General features: G+C 49.3%; 15 protein-coding genes and 1 tRNA gene. 10 read left to right on the top strand and 6 right to left on the bottom strand.

Annotation, left to right across the window (positions count from 1 at the left end):
- Positions 1 to 23: 23 nt before the first annotated feature.
- A complete protein-coding gene (locus tag ICL07_RS15490) occupies positions 24 to 602 on the top strand; it encodes an NAD(P)H-dependent oxidoreductase (protein ID WP_188088940.1) in 579 nt (192 codons plus the stop codon).
- Between the two features lie 4 nt (positions 603 to 606).
- Here the strand turns inward: ICL07_RS15490 and ICL07_RS15485 are convergent, their stop codons facing one another.
- The 3 genes from ICL07_RS15485 to nudK form a co-directional block, all read right to left on the bottom strand.
- On the bottom strand, positions 607 to 978 hold the full coding sequence (locus ICL07_RS15485; RefSeq protein ID WP_188088939.1) for a VOC family protein: 372 nt from the start codon (positions 976 to 978) through the stop codon (positions 607 to 609).
- Between the two features lie 78 nt (positions 979 to 1056).
- Positions 1057 to 1851: a helix-turn-helix domain-containing protein gene (locus ICL07_RS15480; RefSeq protein WP_188088938.1), complete on the bottom strand. Its 795-nt coding sequence runs from the start codon at positions 1849 to 1851 to the stop codon at positions 1057 to 1059.
- Between the two features lie 42 nt (positions 1852 to 1893).
- Positions 1894 to 2472: a GDP-mannose pyrophosphatase NudK gene (nudK, locus tag ICL07_RS15475; RefSeq protein WP_188088937.1), complete on the bottom strand. Its 579-nt coding sequence runs from the start codon at positions 2470 to 2472 to the stop codon at positions 1894 to 1896.
- 54 nt (positions 2473 to 2526) lie between these two features.
- Between nudK and ICL07_RS15470 the strand changes: the two genes are divergently transcribed.
- Positions 2527 to 3285 (top strand): DeoR/GlpR family DNA-binding transcription regulator, encoded by a 759-nt coding sequence (locus ICL07_RS15470; RefSeq protein WP_188088936.1) that lies wholly within the window; start codon positions 2527 to 2529, stop codon positions 3283 to 3285.
- A 20-nt stretch (positions 3286 to 3305) separates the two neighbouring features.
- Entirely contained in the window at positions 3306 to 7331 is a 4026-nt protein-coding gene (locus tag ICL07_RS15465) for a DEAD/DEAH box helicase (protein WP_188088935.1), read from the top strand.
- Here the strand turns inward: ICL07_RS15465 and ICL07_RS15460 are convergent.
- Positions 7328 to 8083, bottom strand: coding sequence for an SDR family NAD(P)-dependent oxidoreductase (locus ICL07_RS15460; RefSeq protein ID WP_188088934.1), 756 nt, complete (start codon positions 8081 to 8083; stop codon positions 7328 to 7330). The two genes, ICL07_RS15465 and ICL07_RS15460, sit on opposite strands and share 4 nt — an antisense overlap.
- Positions 8084 to 8099: 16 nt before the next feature.
- Complete coding sequence (locus ICL07_RS15455; RefSeq protein ID WP_188088933.1) at positions 8100 to 9815, bottom strand: IlvD/Edd family dehydratase; 1716 nt, start codon at positions 9813 to 9815, stop codon at positions 8100 to 8102.
- A 192-nt stretch (positions 9816 to 10007) separates the two neighbouring features.
- Here ICL07_RS15455 and ICL07_RS15450 point away from each other — a divergent pair, with 192 nt between their 5' ends.
- The 5 genes from ICL07_RS15450 (at position 10008) to ICL07_RS15430 (ending at position 15724) form a co-directional block, all read left to right on the top strand.
- On the top strand, positions 10008 to 12875 hold the full coding sequence (locus ICL07_RS15450; RefSeq protein WP_188088932.1) for a TonB-dependent receptor: 2868 nt from the start codon (positions 10008 to 10010) through the stop codon (positions 12873 to 12875).
- Between the two features lie 4 nt (positions 12876 to 12879).
- The gene (locus tag ICL07_RS15445; protein ID WP_188088931.1) at positions 12880 to 13632 is read left to right on the top strand and encodes a GLPGLI family protein; all 753 of its coding nucleotides are present in this window, start codon (positions 12880 to 12882) and stop codon (positions 13630 to 13632) included.
- A 123-nt stretch (positions 13633 to 13755) separates the two neighbouring features.
- Entirely contained in the window at positions 13756 to 14019 is a 264-nt protein-coding gene (locus ICL07_RS15440) for a hypothetical protein (RefSeq protein ID WP_188088930.1), read from the top strand.
- Positions 14020 to 14416: 397 nt separating this feature from the next.
- Positions 14417 to 14953 (top strand): hypothetical protein, encoded by a 537-nt coding sequence (locus tag ICL07_RS15435; protein ID WP_188088929.1) that lies wholly within the window; start codon positions 14417 to 14419, stop codon positions 14951 to 14953.
- A 231-nt stretch (positions 14954 to 15184) separates the two neighbouring features.
- Entirely contained in the window at positions 15185 to 15724 is a 540-nt protein-coding gene (locus ICL07_RS15430; protein ID WP_188088928.1) for an AAA family ATPase, read from the top strand.
- Here ICL07_RS15430 and ICL07_RS15425 read toward each other — a convergent pair.
- On the bottom strand, positions 15702 to 16145 hold the full coding sequence (locus ICL07_RS15425; protein WP_223151942.1) for an acyl-CoA thioesterase: 444 nt from the start codon (positions 16143 to 16145) through the stop codon (positions 15702 to 15704). The two genes, ICL07_RS15430 and ICL07_RS15425, sit on opposite strands and share 23 nt — an antisense overlap.
- 230 nt (positions 16146 to 16375) lie before the next feature.
- On the opposite strand from ICL07_RS15425, the gene ICL07_RS15420 reads away from it, so the two are divergent.
- Positions 16376 to 16460 (top strand) — tRNA-Ser (locus ICL07_RS15420).
- A gap of 312 nt (positions 16461 to 16772) precedes the next feature.
- A complete protein-coding gene (locus ICL07_RS15415) occupies positions 16773 to 18791 on the top strand; it encodes a M13 family metallopeptidase (protein WP_343071049.1) in 2019 nt (672 codons plus the stop codon).
- Positions 18792 to 19008 lie beyond the last annotated feature (217 nt).

Genomic DNA, 19008 nt, shown 5'->3' with positions numbered 1-19008 from the left:
GCGCCACTGCTAGCTTTGCAGGCATGAAAAAGATATTGATCATCAACGGTCACCCTGACCGTGAAAGTTACAACTACGAATTACACGAGGCTTATAAATCCGCCGCGCTGGAAGCCGGCGCCGATATAACGGAAATCCACCTTGGATCATTGCAGTTTGATCCTAATCTGCGCTATGGTTACCGTAAAAGAATGGAATTGGAACCCGATCTGCTGGATGCCTGGCAAAAAATACTGGCGGCTGAACATATCGTTTGGATTTTCCCCATGTGGTGGGGCTTTCTGCCGGCATTGACCAAAGGTTTCATCGACCGTCTTTTTCTACCGGGACTGGCATTCGGTAATATACCCAACAGTATGCTGGTAGAGAAAAAACTCAAAGGCAAAACCTCCCGCATCATTTGCACCATGGATACGCCGGTGTGGTTTCATACGCTGTATTACGGTTCTGCGGGTATGCGCGCGTTCCGTAGCATGACCCTGCGTTTTTGTGGTATCAAAATAACAGGGACTACATACATAGCCCCTGTTAAGTTCATGAAGCCGGGTGGTAAAGAAAAAGGTATACAAAAAGTGATAGCGCTCGGAAAACGTTTACGCTAGACCGTTATTTCACGGAGGTGATCCACCAGGTATTGCCACAGGGGTCTTTTACTCCGCCACTTCTGCCATAGGATTGATCGGCTACTTCCATGACCACCGTGGCGCCGTGGTCAAGGGCTGCCTGGTAGCTGGCGTCAGCGTCTTCCACATAAATAAACAGTTGTCCTGGCTGGGGTTTCCATGGGTCACGTCCACTGCTGATCATCAGCGTGCTGTCGCCGATCTGTAGCTCAGCATGACGTACCATTCCGTCGTCATGCAGGGAATGATGACTGAGTTTGGCCTGAAATACCTGTTGCGCAAAGGTCAGGAAGCCGGCTGCATTGTCGAGCATGAGATAAGGCATAACGGTGTGATGGCCTGCTGGAATCTTCATTGTAATAAAGTATTAAAGTGAAACAATACTGCGAAGCTAGTCTGACTGCTGTTGCGGAAATTGGAAAAACGCGACATTTTAGTCCATCCAGGCGGTAGCACCGGAGCGGCCGGAGAAATATGCTTTGGGATGCTCCCCGGAAAACGCCCTGAAATCGTGGATGAAGTGAGACTGGTCGTAATAACCGCATTCCAGCGCTATCTGTGTGAGGGATGGCGCATCAGGGCCGTATTGTTTGATCGCGGCGTGAAAACGGGCAATACGGGAAAACATTTTAGGACTCAAACCGGCGTATTGCATGAACTGCCGTTCAAATTGCCGGGTAGAGAGGTAGTGGTCCTGCGCCAGTTGTTTGACGGATATCGCGCCCTGGCGCTGGATGATGGTCCGTATAGCCTCGAATACCGGTGGTTGTATATTGTCCTGCCCGGACAACCGTTGCGCGAAAAAATCTTCCAGTATACGAATCCTGTGCGGATGGTTACCTGCCAGGGCAATTTTTTCTTCCAGCTGTTGACCAATACCGGCCAATATGGTGGTCAGGTCTGGCATCTGGTTGGTTAATTCGCTGGCAGGAATATTAAAAAGCAGGGGGATGGCCTGTGGATAAAGATACACCCCAAACATGCCGAAGCCCTGGTTGATATTAAATTTGCGGGTGGTACAGCATTGTCCGTGGATGCCGGCCGTAAAGGAGGCTTCACGGGCGCCGCCGGACAGTAATTCATCAAATCGTCCGTTGTAATGGAATAACAGTTCCGGGCACATATCGGCCATGGAGTGATGTGTGTATGGCTCATCACTCTCCAATATCCAGTACGATCTCACGATACCGCGAAACCTGGCTGATGGCTGGAAGGTCTGGTATTGCATGGAGCAGGCCGTTTTGATACCGGCATCCTAAAGATACTAAAGTCAGAGCAACTGATGTAATTGTGCATATTGCAACAGCATGATTGTTTTGGCATCGCGGATGCGGCCGTCTGCGACCATCTGCAGGGCTTCCGTAAAAGGTATTTTCAGGACTTCTATTTCTTCCTGCTCATGTTCCAGTCCGCCGCCATCGGTTACTTTCATACTATCGTCGTAGGCGGCCACAAAAAAGTACAGTATCTCCGTCACGGAGCCGGGCGACATATACGCTTCAAATATCTTTTTAACATCGGTAATCCGGTAACCGGTTTCTTCTTCCGCTTCCCGGCGTATACATTCCTCCGGATTGACTTTCTCCAGCAGGCCGGCACAGGCTTCTATCAACATGCCGTCAGGATTGCCGTTAATATAGGTGGGCATCCTGAACTGACGCGTGAGGATCACCGTTTGTTGTGCTTTGTTGTATAACAGGATCACTGCGCCGTTGCCACGGTCATAGGCTTCACGGGATTGCCGTTCCCAGTCGCCGTTCCTTTTCCGGTAGTCATAGGTCACCTTTTTCAGGGTATACCAATTGTTGGACAATACAGTCGTGTCAATGATTTTTACTTCGGGTGTCATAAAAATGATTATATTTGATCGAATTTGATTGTTTTGATCAAAAGTAAATAAAAAATGGGATTTCCGGAGCGAAAACAAAAAATATTAAAACTGCTGGACCAGCATGATAACAGGGAGGTACAGGAGATTGCAGATGCATTGGGTATTTCGGCGATCACGATCCGGCGTGACCTGCAGCAGCTGGCGGAAGAAGGGCTGCTGGTACGTACTCATGGCGGCGCCATGAAAGCGCCTGCCCTGCATCCGTTTACTGCATTTGCAGATAAAGCCGGCGTAGGGCAGGAGCATAAGCAGCATATCGGAAAACTGGCGGCAGCGCAGGTAAAGCCGGGAGATACTATTTTCCTGGACTGTGGCAGTACGGTGTTTGCGATGTGCCGGCACTTGCGGAAAACAGGCCCGCTGCGGGTAATCACCAATTCGCTGCCGGTACTGGCGGCGTTGATGGACTGTGACCAGATCACCATTAACCTGATAGGCGGCGAAGTAGACCCGGAACGAAAAGCCATGCACGGGCAACGGGCTTTATTACATATTGAAAGTTATCATGGCGTCAAAGCCTTTATTGGTACGGATGGCCTGTCGCTGAAAAACGGTCTGACCGCCTTCAGCGAAAAGGAAGCCTCCATCAGCAAAGCCATGGCGGGCCAGGCAGATACGGTATACCTGCTCTGTGATTCCGGCAAAATAGGGAAAGACAGCTACCTGAAATACGCTCCGCTCAGTCTGTTTGATTACCTCGTTACAGACAGGCAGCTACCTGCAACGGTGGCTGCACAATTCAAAGCCAAAGGCGTGTCCGTTATGTCCTGAAAACCGCTATTTTTGGCGGTATGATCAATGAAGCCTGGTATCTGCAGCGTTATCAATCCCGGCACGATGCCGTGCAACTGGTGATAGACGTGCTCTCCATATATCTGTACCCGTTAGACAAACACACGTTGTTTGATGCGGTCAATCTGCTTACTTCCCTGCCACGCCCCGAGCTGGAAGATATCCTGCTCGACCTGCGGGAGCAGGAACTGTTGCAGATGAATGTGAACGGCCACTATAACCTGCCGCCTGCGTTAAGTTTTCAACTGTTGCCGCTCAATATTGTCCGGCCGGAATACCAGCCGGTGGTAGACCGCACCGGTAGAGCGGTACATGCCTTTTACTCAGTGAGTGCAAGGTTACAGGAACTGCAACAGCTGCTGGTAGCCTGGTTTACCGGCGACCGTTACCTGCTGGCGCCGCCTATACGCCGGATGGAACTGGAGCTGAACGAATATCAACCCTGGTTATCCTATCTGTTGTTCTTTCCCGCCTACGACGGATTGCTGAAACTATTTTCCGAACCGGCAATGGACAACATCTTTTCTTTTGCCATTAAATACCATCTGCTGCAACTGCCGCCCATGGAGGAGCTGCTGGCTTTACAAACACGCAGCGATGCCCGTTTCCCTGAGTTGCAATTGTTACAGGGCGATTTGCATACGCCTTTGGGAGATGCCAGCGCCGATGAACTGTTTGGGAAAGCGCTGGTTACCTTGTACGAAGGCAATCCGGCGGCGGCACTGATCGCATTTGATAAAGGCATTAAACGGCAACGGCAGCAGGATAAAAAAAATACGTTGCCTGTATCTCCGTTGTTTGCCTTTTACTATGCGCTCACATTGACTTTGCTGCCAGGAGAAAAAAGCAACCCGGTTATACAAAAATTGCTGACAGCCTATGAACGAAAAATATTTCCCGCTGTTACACCCGCTATCTGCCTGCTGCACCTGCACGCCGGCAGAAAAGAAAAAGCGGAGAGTCTGTTGCTGCTATTGCTGGAACGCAATGAACAGCCGCTGTTAAGTTACCTGTCCGTGATCGCCTTGCAGTTGCTGCATCCCCGCAGCAAACTGCTGATCACTTTCCGGGTGCAGGCAGATGTACTGTTGCGCCGCGGTATGGAACACCACTACCGGTTACTCACCTACGAATATTTATACCTCTTCCGCGATGCGGGTTATGCCGGCTACGCACCCGCTTTTACTGCCGCTGGTGCGGTGATCCGTTATGAACCGGTGCTGTCGCAGATAAGGCTCACGGCAGACTGGGAACGGTTGCTCAATACGCTGCTCACGCCCGACGATGCCGGCGGTAAGGCAAAACCGGTGCCGGTGCACCGGCTGATCTACCTGGTGGATTTTGATCATTATAAGCTGCAGCCTGTTGCACAAACGGCTAATCCCGATGGTAGCTGGAGCGCCGGCCGTAATGTGCCGCTGAAAAAACTTAAGGAAGGCAGGGCCGAAGCGATGACCGACCAGGACCAGCGTATCAGCACCACGATACAAAAAGATCATTTCTATAACCACGACGGAGAAGCTTTTTCCTTCGATAGCCGTGTATGGGAAGAGCTGGCAGGGCATCCCTACCTTTTCCTGGAAGATAACCCTGCTGTTCCCGTGGAGATCGTAAAAGGTACGCCGGAGTTGCTGGTAAACTTTAACGGGAAAGGCTATACGTTTACTGTCAACATCAATGATTATAGCAGCGAGCTGGTATTTGTAAAGGAGACGCCTACACGCCTGAAGATTATCCGGCTTACGCCACAGCAACGTAAAGTGCTGCAAACACTGGCGCAGGTGCCTGTGGTTCCTGCAGAAGGACGGGAGAAGCTGATGCAGGTACTGAAAAGCATCGGCGCCCACCTCACCGTACACTCCGAACTGGGCGATGGTTCACTCAATATCCGCAAACGGGAGGGCGATGCCCGTATCGTGATACAGTTATTGCCTTTTGGCGCCGGTATCAAGGCGGGACTGTTTGTGAAACCTTTCACCATAGATCCGCCCTATTGTAAGGCAGGTGCAGGCGCCGCCCACATCATCGGCATCAGTAACGGCGAACGCTGGCAGGCCAACCGTAACCTCGAAGAAGAAAAAGCCAATGAAACAAGGTTGCTGGAACTGATTCAGCAGATCGTACCCCAGGAACTGGTGGCCGATACCCTGGTGTTCGAAGACCCGGCAGACTGCCTGGAACTGCTGGACCTGATACATGCCCATCCTGACCTGGTGCGTGCCGAATGGCCGGAGGGTGAACGTTATCATGTGAAAGACCAGGTTAATTTCTCTCATGTGGCCTTGTCGCTGAAAGAAAAAGGACATTGGTTCCTGTGCGATGGGGAGATCCGTGTGGATGAAAACCTTGTCCTCACCTTCCGCGAACTGCTTGACACTAAACGTATCGTCAAAAAACGTTTCCTGGCGCTGGATAATGGCGAATTCCTGTCCCTCACGGCGGACTTACGCAAACGGCTCAACGAACTGGCAGACATTGCCATACAAGGGCCGCAGGGACTGAGTATTCCCCGTTATGCCGCTTCCATGCTCGACGATCTGTTGCTGCAGGCCGGTCAGGCGGAAGTGGACGAAGCCTGGCGTGCGTTTATCCATAAACGTGATACGGCCATGGACCTGCACCCGGAAATACCGGTCACCCTGCAGACCACGCTGCGCCCCTACCAGGAAGAAGGTTTCCGCTGGATGGCCCACCTGGCCGCCTGGGGAGCCGGCGCCTGCCTCGCTGATGACATGGGGTTGGGTAAAACCGTACAGGCGATAGCGTTATTGCTCTACCGTGCGGCTGATGGTCCGGCGCTGGTGGTGAGTCCTGCTTCGGTATTGCCCAACTGGGTCAATGAACTGAGCCGTTTTGCACCTTCGCTTAATATTGTGGAGTTACAACCCGGCAAACGCGCTGCACTGATTAAAAACGCCGGCGCCTTCGATGTGGTGGTGACCACTTACGGTATCCTGCAAGCAGAAGCGCAATTGTTTGCCGGTGCGCATTGGAGTACCGCCGTGCTGGACGAAGCCCATACCATCAAAAACTATCAAACCAAGACTTCCAAGGCGGCCATGGCCCTTCAGGCCGATTTCCGCCTGATGCTAACGGGTACGCCTATACAAAACCATATGGGCGAGATCTGGAACCTCTTTAACTTCCTCAATCCCGGGTTACTCGGTTCCCTCGATCATTTTAACGAGCAGTTTGTATTTCCCAGTGTCCGCAACCCGGAGAGTACGGTGAAGCAGCATTTGCGCCGGCTGCTGGCGCCTTTCCTGCTGCGGCGTACCAAAACAGCCGTGCTGGAAGAGTTGCCTTCTAAAACCGAGATTACGCGGTTGGTGGAGCTGTCTCACGAGGAAATGTCGTTTTATGAAGCGATACGCCGTAAAGCAATAGAAGCGCTGGCGGTGCCCGAAGAGAACCTGGGCCGCCGCCAGATGAAGGCGCTGGCAGAGATCAGCCGTTTACGCATGGCTGCCTGTCACCCGCAGCTGGTGGATGGCGAAAGCGGTATCACCTCTTCCAAACTGAATGTCTTCCTGGAAATAGTACAGGAGTTGATTTCCAATAACCACCGTGCGCTGGTGTTCAGCCAGTTTGTCCGCCACCTGGAATTGGTAAAAACGGCGCTGGAACAGCGGGGCATCGACTGCCTGTACCTGGATGGCGCCACGCCTATACCGCAACGGGAACGGCTGGTACGTGATTTTCAGTCCGGCAGGGGACAGCTGTTCCTGATCAGCCTCAAAGCCGGCGGGGTAGGACTGAACCTGACCGCAGCCGATTATGTAGTACACCTGGACCCCTGGTGGAACCCTGCCATTGAGGAACAGGCCTCCGACAGGGCGCATCGTATCGGGCAAACGAGACCGGTGACTATTTACCGGCTGGTTGCGAAACAGACCATCGAAGAAAAGATCATCGCGCTGCATCACAGCAAAAGGGATCTGGCCGATCGCCTGCTGGAAGGCAGTGATCAGTCGGGGCGTCTTTCTGCGGAAGAGTTGATGGACCTTATTTCCGTAGGGTATTAAGGTTGAGGGCTGGTGCTGGTCCAGCCGCCATCGATCACGAGGCTTTGCCCGGTGATATGCCGGGCTTGTTCTGATACCAGGAACAACGCCGCCTGCGCGATATCTGCGGTGCTGGCCGCCCGTCCCATCGGTGTAAGCCTGGACCAGGTATCGGCATAGCCGGGCTCGGACAAAGTCCTTTCCGTCAGCGTAGCACCGGGAGCAATCGTATTGACGGTAATCTGAAACGGCGATAATTCAATCACCAGATTTTTAGCGAGCATTTCAAGAGCGGCCTTACTCATGCCATAGGCGGCGAGGTCTTTGTGTGCCTGATGTCCGGTCACCGAAGAGGTGAAGAGGATAGCGCCGCCACGTTGTTGTTTTTTCATCTGGTTGGCGGCTGCCTGTGCCAGGAAAAACGTACCGGCGAGGTTCACCTGCATCACACGCTGGAAGGCTTCCGGTGTATAGGTAAAGAAATCGCCGAACAGGGTGATGCCTGCATTGGCGATTACAATATCGAGGCTGCCGAATTGCACGACGGCAGCATGTACCATTTTCTGAATAAAGGTAACGTCGCTGGCGTCGCCGGGGAAGGCAATACAGCGGCCGTTTTCTTCAGTAATGGTGTTGGCTGCTTGCGCGGCCAGTTGTGCGTCTACATCATTTAGGATAACAGCGATGCCGGCTACCGTCAGTTGCCGGCAGATTTCGAATCCGATGCCCTGACCGGCGCCGGTAACAATTGCTACTTTGGATATTGTTGTCATAACGGGAATGTATATATTAATGAGAGTCCCGGGTTACCTGGCTGCCGGAACTGCCTTTGAGAAAATCGAGGTCGGCCCCCAGGTGTGCCTGTTCCACGTGTTGCTGGTATAATTGTACGTAGCCCCTGTTACTTACCGGGTAAACCGGTTGCCAGGCTGCTTTCCGCCGGGTAATTTCTTCCGGGGAAATGTCTGCATGCAGCGTACGGTTAGGGACATCCAGGGTGATTATATCGCCATCGCGGAGGATAGCGAGTGTACCGCCGGCAGCTGCTTCGGGTGATACGTGCAGTATCACCGTACCGAAACCGGTGCCACTCATCCTGCCGTCAGAAATCCTCACCATATCGGTAACGCCCTGGGCCAGCAATTTGGCCGGCAAGCCCATGTTGCCTACTTCCGGCATACCGGGATATCCTTTAGGTCCGACGTTTTTCAATACCAGTACACTATTCTCCGTTACATCCAGGGCGGGATCATCGATGCGGCGTTTATAGTCGTCGATGTCTTCAAATACAACAGCGGGACCGGTATGCTGCATCAGCCGGGGAGTGGCTGCTGAAGGTTTTATGACGGCGCCTTGCTCACAGATATTGCCTTTGAGTACCACGATGCCGGATATGTTATTAAACGGTGTTTCCAGGGAGGTAATGACTTCCGGGTTGTAACTGGCCGCGTGGCGGTAGTTGTCGCCGATGGTTTTACCGTTGGCCGTGAGGCAGTCCTTATGCAAACGGGAGAGCAGCGCGTTCATCACTGCCGGTAGTCCGCCGGCATAGTACAGGTCTTCCATAAAATACAGCCCCGAGGGCTGCAGGTTGGCCAGCAGCGGTATTTCGGCAGACCAGGTATCCATGTCTTTCAGTGTTACGTCTACGCCTATACGCCCTGCGATGGCCAGCAGATGTACCACAAAGTTGGTAGATCCGCCGATGGCGGCATTGACCATAATCGCATTTTCAAAGGCTGCCCGGGTGAGGATATGGGACAGGCGGCGGTCTTCCCGTACCATTTTCACGATTTCCATACCGGAGAGGTGGGCCAGCACTTTGCGGGCGGCATCCGGCGCGGGGATAGCGGCGTTTTGTGGCAACGATAGTCCCAGGGATTCTACCATACAGGCCATGGTAGAGGCGGTGCCCATCACGGCGCAGTGTCCGTCGCTGCGGCACATGCCCGCTTCGGCCATGGCCAGTTCTTCGGTGCTCATTTTGCCGGAACGCAGCTCTTCGCTGAAACGCCATATATCACTGGTGCCGATACTTCTTCCCATATGCCTGCCCGTTAGCATAGCGCCGCCGGATACCACGATGGTGGGCAGGTCCACACTGCAGGCGCCCATGACCAATGCGGGAGTGGTTTTATCGCAACCGCAAAGTAATACAACGCCATCCAGCGGGTTGGCGCGGATAGATTCTTCCACGTCCATACTTACCAGGTTACGGTACAGCATAGCGGTAGGTTTAATGAGCGTTTCCCCCAGCGACATCACCGGGAATTCCAGCGGATAACCGCCCGCTTCGATCACGCCCCGTTTTACGGATTCGGCCAGCTCCCGGAAGTGGGAGTTGCAAGGCGTTAACTCCGACCAGGTATTACAAATACCGATGACGGGCTTACCGTCCAGTTCATGCGCCGGTATGCCCTGCTTTTTTAACCATGCCCTGTATATGAAGCCGTCTTTGCCATCACGGGCAAACCACTGGCTGCTTCTGAGTGTTGATGATTCCATGCTGTTGAATATACAACAATTTTTTTCGGAGTCATAATAGAGGGTATGCCGGTGCTATAACGTTTTTGTTAGGGGTTGATAAGATAGTTTATCATTACAGGCAAAGTCTTCCTGCCATGTGACTGCGGTTAAAAACGACAGTTTGCAACACAATGCGGTTTCACACATGATAAATAAATTCATATTTAACAGATGTTTATCATCTGCCTCCTCTCTTTTTCAGATTTTATTGTGGAATTTGTTTTCCATAACATCCATTCACCTGTAGTAGCTGCCCACATGAAAAAACTATTGGCATTCATTATTTGTTTGGCCGTTTATAGTACCAGTCACGCCCAGCACGCGAAGATCAGCGGTCAGGTGACTGATACGCTGAATCATGTTAAACTATCCAACACCGTCGTAGCGCTCTTACATGCAAAAGATTCTATCCTGTATCAGTTTGTGCGGACCGGTGAAACAGGAGCGTTCCGGTTTGAACATATTCCGGCAGGGAAATACCTGCTGATGATTACGTATCCTGCCTTTGCAGATTACGTAGAGCCGGTAACGTTATCGGATACCAGTCATGTGCATGACGATAATATCATGATGACGTTGCGCTCCCGCCTGCTGCAGGAAGTGGTGGTGCAACAGAAAGTAGCCGCCATCAAAATGAAAGGGGATACCACTGAGTTTAACGCCGGCAGCTACCAAACGCAGCCCAACGCCTCTGTGGAGGACCTGTTGAAGAAACTGCCCGGTATCCAGGTGGATAATAAAGGCCAGATTACAGCCCAGGGACAAAAGGTGAAAAAAGTACTGGTAGATGGGGAAGAGTTTTTTGGAGACGATCCTACGCTGGTGACCAAAAACCTTCGCGCCGATATGATCGATAAGGTACAGCTGTATGATAAAAAGAGCGAGCAGGCTGCCTTCACCGGCGTGGATGACGGGCAAAACAGCAAAACACTGAACCTGAAACTAAAAGACAACAAGAAAAACGGCTATTTTGGTACGGTGAGCACCGGCGCCGGCACCAATGGGATTCATGATACCCAGGCTATGATCAATATGTTCAAAGGTAAAATGAAAGTAGGAGGGTATGGTTTTATTTCCAGTACGGGCAAAACAGGGCTCACCTGGGACGAACAGGAGAAATATGGTCAAAGCCAGGTGGAGAATATGATTTCTCCCGACGGAGACGATCTTATTTTCATGAACCAGGATGAATTTTCCGGGTGGGATGGCCGGTATAGCGGTAAAGGCTATCCGCTGTCGCAAACAGGCGGTATTCACTTCAACAATAAATGGAATCAGGATAAACAAAATTTCGGTGGTAATTATAAGTTCATGCGAATGTACGTGGATGGTAACAGTACTACTACCACCCAGAATATACTGCCGGATAACACCACCAGTTATCGTCGTCAGCAAGAGCATTTCAATAATAATATCCTGCGCAACCGCGTGGATGGCCGTTATGAGATGCAACTGGACTCTTCCTCCTCTTTACGGCTGGACATGAACGCTGGGCTGGATCATAAAAAATCCAATAGCCGTTTCCTGTCTGAATTCCTGGATGCGGACAGTTCGCTGGTAAACCGTAATAACCGCAGTTTGTCTGTAGCGGATGATACCCGGCAGTTAAACAGCAACCTGCTATGGCGCAAAAAATTGAAGAAAAAAGGACGTACTGTATCCGTAAACCTGTCGGAGAACTACACGCTTAGTGACGGCGATGGTGTGTTATATTCTTTTACCGAATATTTTAAAAAAGTGACAGGTATTGATTCTTCTGCACTTACCGATCAGCGGAGGGTGTTCAGGAATGAAAACATCAATGCCTCCGGTACTGTAACGTACACCGAGCCGCTGTCGGAATTGTCCTCACTGGTGGCCAATTATGGCCTTACGATGACCAACAGCAAATCGTTCCGTAATTCTTTCAATGCCGGGGACGGTGGTAAGTACGACAAGATAGACAGTACTTACAGCAATAGTTACGTATTTAATTTACTCATGCATAAAGCGGGACTGGCTTATATGTATAATGGGAAAAAGCTCCGTATACAAGCCGGTAATAACCTTGGTTTTACCACCTTCCATCAGGACGACGTGTATCATCAAAACAACATGGACCGCCGGTTTGTGAACTGGTACCCCGCGGGTTCCATCCGGTATGTCTTTAGTCAGCAGCGGCGTTTGGGACTTCACTATAACGGTTACACGCAGCAGCCGTCCATGAACCAGTTACAACCGCTGCGTTCCAACGATGACGACCAGGATGTGAGGATAGGTAACCCCGGACTGAAACCTTCTTTCAACAATACTTTCCGGCTATCCTATAATGATTTTAAGGTGTTGTCTGAACGTTCCATTTGGGTGAGTATGAACTATTCCACCACCAGCAATGATTTTGGAGAATCTTCCTTTATTGATGAAAAAGGAAGGCGCACCACCCGTTATGTGAATGTCAATGGTAATCAGAATGCGGGTGTGAACGTGAACTTGGGTTGGAAACTTTCTTCGTATCTGCAGCTCAGTTCAGGGCTACGGAGCAACTATTACCGGAATGCCGGTTATATCAACGACCAGCTGAATGTAACAAAGAGTACCAATACCACTGCCGAAATTGACCTGATGGGTTCCAAAGAGAAGAAGTATGAGCATTATCTATCTGTAGAAGCAGGTTATAATACCAGCAGGTCCTCTGTACAGCAATCGCTCCGCACTAACTACTGGACCTATACCGTTACCTTTTCGGAGACGCTGTTCCTGCCCTGGAAGTTCCAGTTGCAAACCGATGTGGTGTGTAATTTCAGGCAGAAGACACCTGTATTTACCGGCAATAATAACGTGATACTCTGGAATGCCTGGCTGGCAAAGAAGTTCGGTAAAAAGGAAGCGCTCGAACTAAGGGCTTCGGTAAAGGATATCCTGAATCAGAACATTGGTTTTAACCGCTCTGTCAACAGTAATTTTATCACGCAGAATACCTGGTCTGCCATTAGCCGTTATGCTATGCTGAGTGTGACCTGGAACTTCAATAAAATGGGTGGTGGCGCCGCACAAAAATAAATATATGCACAAACTTTTTTTATATACGGTTTTGTTGTTGGGTTATCATGCCGGGCAGGCACAGCATGCTGTTTTCCTGGATAAGGGCCGTATCGAATTTGAAAAGAAGCAGAACATACATGCCATCCTGGATGAGATGTGGGGCGATGCAGAAGGGCAGGAATGGAAAGAGCTGGAAAAAAAGCGACAGCCGCAGTTTAAGACGTCCTACCATGATCTTTATTTCAGTGGTACTGTTACCTATTATAAGCCGGGGCGCCGGCTGCCGGGAGAGAACCATGATAATGATATGCCTTCGGAGAATAACATCGTTTATTCAGACCTGGCGGCGCGGCGTAGTGTGTCGCAAAAGGAGGTATTTGATAAAACCTTTCTGCAGCAGGATTCTATCCGCAGTATACGTTGGAAGATCACCGATGAAACCCGCAAGATCGCTGGTTTTGATTGTCGGCGGGCCAATGCAGTGATCATGGATTCGGTGTATGTAGTGGCTTTTTATACCGATGCCATTGTTACGCCGGGCGGGCCGGAATCCTTTACCGGATTGCCGGGGATGATACTGGGACTGGCATTGCCGCATGAGCATATCACCTGGTTTGCCACCAAAGTGCTGGTAGATGAAGTGAAGCCCGAAAGCCTTAACCCGCCGGCGAAAGGGAAGAAGGTAACCATTACGGAACTGGGGGAAACGATCTCCAAAACGCTAAAGGATTGGGGTAATTGGGGGAAGGTATATATCAAAAGAATACTCCTGTAGCGGACTGTTGCGTTAGGATTCCTTAACATTTTTTTATGGTAATGAAATCTTAAAAAGTCCGTGGCTGGCAGTAAAAGGCTTCATTTTTGTTTTTCAGCCGGGTAGAACCAAAAAATTTTAACCATGGCTAAACAAACCGTACAAGCAGTAAAAATTGAGATCCAGGAATTGGCAATTGGTAATTACAAAAGTTATCCGCAGTATGAATCCAGCACGCCCGATACGCTGATCAGCGTGCAGGAACTGGCCAAAGGATACTGGGATTGCAGGGACTATAAAGAGGTGGTAAGAGATGAGAAATTAGGTATCAACCTGGAAGATTATCAGCAATGGACAAAAGAGGCGCATAGCCAGTTTTTAAAGGCCAGTGGCCATTCACTGAACTAGATATTTCTCCGTAGGAGGGAGGCGATAAGTCCAGCATTACCGGGCTTATCGCCTTTTTATTTTTAGTCGAAAAATAAATTTGTTATTGTAAGATTATTCTACTTACCTTCGTAACCCTGAGATAATTTGTTACTTCATAACCAACGCCTCCATACTTCATAACTGATTGCCATCCTCAAGGGCAGGTGTACTGACAGGCCGGTCGGAACATCTTCAGAAAAATCATTAAAAGAAAATACTGCTGTCGCAGCGAAAGGACTTATACCAGCCTCATCATGAGGGAACGAGATATTTGTCAATAGATGTGCATTTGTTACAACATAAGAGACCTGAGAAATGAAAGTTTCGCGGCGGGCGGCAATTGAATGCCGATAACACCTTTAAAAACCCAGGTAACATGAAAAAATCACTTTGTTTGTTGATGGTCCTGCTGTCGGCGGGACTGGAAGTATTCTCCCAATCTGCCATATCTGTTGATGCCAATTTGTATAATGAGCCGGATTTGGTTACCAAAATTTTTGGAAAGGACAGAGGAACCCTGTATGATGAGTTTCTGCAGATATCACCTGTGGAACAACGGGCTTTTACAGATGCCTTTCTGGAATATGAAGATGAAAAGCGTCCGTGGCTGGCGGAACGCATCGCTTTACTAAGGATGTATAATGAAGAATTTACCTGCCTTGATGAGAAGAAAATGAATAGTCTGACCAAACAGCTGATTAATAATGATCTTGAGTTCGGTCGTTTGCAGATGCGCTATTTCCGGCGTATGAACAAACTGCTGGGAGCAACCCGCGCAGCCAAGTTTTTTCAAATGGATAATTACCTGGAACAGTCTTCCAGAGCATACCTGCAAAACGATCTGCCTTTCATCAAAGCCCTGGAATCTGACCGTCAGGTATTTTCCAGTGCTAAGCCCGTCACCCGCTGGTAACATGGATATTTACCGCTGACCGTGATGCAGAAGGACCCGTGATCTGTTGTTTTTAACTCACCGTTATTTGTTCCCCGTCCCTTTCCCATGATTGTTCCCCAAAGCATCCTCCCTACAATGGATGATTGTACTTTCGTCCGTTGTTTGTTTACCCTATTTTCTATAGATTTGTGCCCTCACTCATCCGGTGCGAACACTGCACCAACAGTATTTAGCCAATTATTTATCAGCATGATTAAAACGAACGGGTATGTATTTACCGGTGGTCCGGGTGCGGGCAAAACATCGGTGATTACAGCACTGGCAGCAAAAGGGTTTCCGGTAGTGCCGGAATCCGGAAGACAGATTATACAGGAACAGGTGGCCAGCGGGGGAACAGCATTACCCTGGGCAGATAAGATCTTGTTCCGCGACAAGATGCTCAGCGCGGCACTGGACGATTTTTACCGCCTGCCGCCGGATGGGCAGCCTGTATTTTTTGACCGGGGTATTCCCGATCTGATCGGTTATTCCCGGCTGGAAAATTTGCCGGTACCGGCGGTACTGCCGGAATATGCCGTCACCCTGCGGTATCATCCGCGGGTATTTATCTTCCCGCCCTGGGAGGAGATCTACCAGGGAGATACCGAACGTAAACAGGACTATGCCACGGCAGTGGCTACGTATAACGCCATGCACGCAGCCTATACCCGTTGCGGGTATCAGCTGGTAACGGTGCCGTGTATGAGCGTCGCCGGCAGGGTGGCTTTTATCCTGGAACAACTTCCGTAAAATCCGCGCTGCGGGGGATGGCTTTGAATTTCTCCATCAGATCGTCCGGCAGGGCTACCAGCTTACGTTGCTGCGTATCTATCCAGGCGCCGTCTACATTCACCACGGCTGATTTGGTGCCGTCTTTCCGGTAAATCTCGTGGCGTATGGACCAGCGGGAGCCGTCGGGGCGGCATTTGGTCATTTCGCAGGTTACCCGCAGGGTATCGTTGGCATTCACCTCACGCAGGTAGATCAGCTCCTCCCGGAAGAGAATGGGACCGATATGCATGATAACGAATTGGCGGGCACTCATACCTGCTTTTTCGAGCAGGGCCAGCCTGGCCTGGGCGGCAAAATCAGCATAGGCGGAGTGCCGCAGGTGCATGTTGGCATCTATCTGAGACCACATGACAGGTCCTTCAAAGAATATATTGTCCATCTCTAAAATTAAGGAAAATGGATATGTTTATGTGTTTGTCTAAATGATTGTGCTTCAGGGTACTATATAACCGTAAAAATGTACCCGTGCTGAAAGGTGGTGTGGTGGCTGATTTGTTGCGTTTTGGGCGCTGTCCGGCAACAGGGCGGCCGCTTCACTGCGTAAATTTTTTTAAAAAAACGGGCTAAAAATTTTTTTTACATCGTTCCCTTTTATACATTTGCGCCACTGGAGAGTTGGCAGAGCGGTCGATTGCGGCAGTCTTGAAAACTGTTGACTGTAACAGGTCCCGGGGTTCGAATCCCTGACTCTCCGCAAAAGTTAAAAAAGCCTTTGGTTCATCACCAAAGGCCTTTTGTTTTAAAGGGGATTGTGGTAGTCTTATCACAAACATCCTGACATTGGCAATTATACTGCGTATTAAAACCTCCATCATTCCAATTCGTACTACCGCAGAAAAGACTCAACGCTGTTCTTTATGAATTGATGCTTCTCTCATCTTTTTTATTCTTTCCACTCGTTTTGATATTAAAGTTCGGGATATTTTTATCTTTTTTTATTTGAAAAAGTATTCGATATAAACGATATCTTTATTAATCAATCAACATCACTTCGCAACCAATCTAAATGTATATGAAGAACTGGTTTTTGCTATCCGTTTTCTTAGTTTTTGTTGCCTGCCAATCGCAAACAAATGAAAGATCCTTCATTGCTATTGAAGGAATCGACTCGACCATTCGGCCGGGTGATAATTTCTATAATTATGTAAATTTGAAATGGTATGATACCGCACAAATACCGGCCAGCCAGTCGGGAGTAGGTGCATACCGGTTTATGAATTATCAGCAACGTCTCAAGCTGCTGGGTATCCTTGATAGTGTATCAAAAAGTAACAATCCCTCTGGAGGCATAGAACAAAAGATCGGAGATTTCTTTGCTTCCGGAATGGATATCAATGTCATCAATCAGCGTGGCTTTGAGCCACTCAAAGCCGGGTTGCAGCGGATCAATGCTATCAAGGGTATTCCTGATATGCTTACATTCATGGCGGAAGAAACCAAATTATCAAACACCGCCCTTATTGCTTTTCAGGTTTCTCCCGATCAGGAAAACAGTAGCATGAATATTGGGCATATTTATCAAACTGGTATCGGCTTGCCGGACAGAGACTATTACTTCAGGACTGACACCGCCACCGTTGCTATACAGCAGGCATATAAGAAGTACCTCGCAGATCTTTTTACGTTGACAGGGAGCGATACTGCATTAGCGCAAAAAAATGCAATACTTGTTTACAATATCCAAAAGGAGCTGGCAACATCACATAAGACCAATGTTGAGCTGCGGGACGTAAAAGCCAATTTCCATAAGGTAGGGCTGGCTGCTTTAAATAAGCAACAACCCAATATAGGTTGGACTGCTTTCTTCCAACATCTGGGTGCTACCGTAGATTCACTGGATATAGCCCAACCAGGTTATTATGACAAATTGAACACACTCCTCAAATCGATTCCGCTCGAGGATTGGAAAGTATACCTGAGCGGAAATTATATTAGTACCTATGCAGACTACCTCAGCGAACCCTTTGTGAAGTCATCCTTTGAATATAATAAAGTCCTTACGGGACAAACCATGCAAAAAACGCGCGGGGAGATCATGTCCAGCGTAGTAGATACCTATCTTGGCCAGGCATTAGGACAATTATATACGAAGCTATATTTCCCGGAATCGGCCAAAGTACGGATGCTGGAGCTGGTGAATAACTTACAGAAGGCATTCTCCGTTAGGGTGGACAAGCTGGACTGGATGAGCGACAGCACTAAGCAAAAAGCAAAAGTGAAATTATTTGCCATCACCAAAAAGATCGGATATCCAGACAAGTGGCGCGAATACAACCATGTAAATATTGTGAGGGATAAATATTTTGAAAATGTGGTATCGGCCGCCGCAAACAACTTCCAATACAACCTCGCTAAATTGGGAAAGCCGGTTGACAAAACTGAGTGGTTCACTACACCTTCCACCGTTACAGCTTATAACAATCCTGCCGCTAATGAAATTGTGTTCCCTGCCGGAATTCTGCAGCCTCCTTACTTTGACAACAATGCTGACGACGCGCTTAACTACGGTGGCATCGGCATGGTGATCGGGCATGAATTGACGCATACATTTGACGATCAGGGTGCCCAGTTTGATAAAGACGGAAATGTGAAAAATTGGTGGACACCTGAAGACTATAAAAAGTTTAAGGCTAAAACACAACAGGTCATTGACCTGTACAGCACCTTCACCGTACTGGATAGTATTCATATAAAAGGGGCGCTTACAGTAGGAGAAAATACAGCAGATATCAGTGGAATCGCCGTAGCCTATGATGCTTTTAAAATGACTAAACAAGGGCAGGACACAACGAGGATCGGAGGCTTTACCCCTGATCAGCGATTTTTCCTTTCAGTGGCCAGGATCTGGCGGGTGAAAATGAAAGACGAATACCTGCGCTACTGGGTTAATAACGATCCCCATTCTCCACCAATATGGCGGGTAAATGGCCCGCTAATGAACACCCCCGCTTTTTATTCAGCTTTTAATGTACGACCCGGAGAGAGGATGTTCCTGGACGAAGATAAGCGGATCAAGATATGGTAAGGTAGGGAGGAGTCATTGTTGTTCTGCAATATTTCTATTTCCCTAAAAAATATTTAAAGCGATATTAGCGGTTGACGCTCCGCGAAAAGCCTCATAGTAATGTGAGGCTTTTTTATTTCAATATGCAGGTAACACTCAAACTGCACCGATCGACGGAATCAACCCCCTAAATTGTCGTTTCTGCACAGTGTTAAATACTAAAATGTGCCCCATCTTT

Origin of the sequence: Chitinophaga qingshengii, assembly GCF_014529935.1 — a bacterium.
Classification (GTDB): Bacteria; Bacteroidota; Bacteroidia; order Chitinophagales; family Chitinophagaceae; genus Chitinophaga; species Chitinophaga qingshengii.
The sequence above is the reverse complement of the archived record's forward strand: the minus strand, read 5'-3'. Positions and strand labels throughout refer to the sequence as shown.

Bases quoted from the DNA above. Each gene is read 5' to 3' on its own strand.
- ICL07_RS15445 (WP_188088931.1), top strand. From the start codon at position 12,880: ATGCACAAACTTTTTTTATATACGGTTTTGTTGTTGGGTTATCATGCC.
- ICL07_RS15450 (WP_188088932.1), top strand. From the start codon at position 10,008: ATGTTTATCATCTGCCTCCTCTCTTTTTCAGATTTTATTGTGGAATTT.
- ICL07_RS15425 (WP_223151942.1), bottom strand. From the start codon at position 16,145: ATGGACAATATATTCTTTGAAGGACCTGTCATGTGGTCTCAGATAGAT.
- ICL07_RS15490 (WP_188088940.1), top strand. From the start codon at position 24: ATGAAAAAGATATTGATCATCAACGGTCACCCTGACCGTGAAAGTTAC.
- ICL07_RS15415 (WP_343071049.1), top strand. From the start codon at position 16,773: ATGTATATGAAGAACTGGTTTTTGCTATCCGTTTTCTTAGTTTTTGTT.
- ICL07_RS15430 (WP_188088928.1), top strand. From the start codon at position 15,185: ATGATTAAAACGAACGGGTATGTATTTACCGGTGGTCCGGGTGCGGGC.
- ICL07_RS15440 (WP_188088930.1), top strand. From the start codon at position 13,756: ATGGCTAAACAAACCGTACAAGCAGTAAAAATTGAGATCCAGGAATTG.
- ICL07_RS15480 (WP_188088938.1), bottom strand. From the start codon at position 1,851: ATGCAATACCAGACCTTCCAGCCATCAGCCAGGTTTCGCGGTATCGTG.
- nudK (WP_188088937.1), bottom strand. From the start codon at position 2,472: ATGACACCCGAAGTAAAAATCATTGACACGACTGTATTGTCCAACAAT.
- ICL07_RS15435 (WP_188088929.1), top strand. From the start codon at position 14,417: ATGAAAAAATCACTTTGTTTGTTGATGGTCCTGCTGTCGGCGGGACTG.
- ICL07_RS15470 (WP_188088936.1), top strand. From the start codon at position 2,527: ATGGGATTTCCGGAGCGAAAACAAAAAATATTAAAACTGCTGGACCAG.
- ICL07_RS15465 (WP_188088935.1), top strand. From the start codon at position 3,306: ATGATCAATGAAGCCTGGTATCTGCAGCGTTATCAATCCCGGCACGAT.
- ICL07_RS15485 (WP_188088939.1), bottom strand. From the start codon at position 978: ATGAAGATTCCAGCAGGCCATCACACCGTTATGCCTTATCTCATGCTC.
- ICL07_RS15460 (WP_188088934.1), bottom strand. From the start codon at position 8,083: ATGACAACAATATCCAAAGTAGCAATTGTTACCGGCGCCGGTCAGGGC.
- ICL07_RS15455 (WP_188088933.1), bottom strand. From the start codon at position 9,815: ATGGAATCATCAACACTCAGAAGCAGCCAGTGGTTTGCCCGTGATGGC.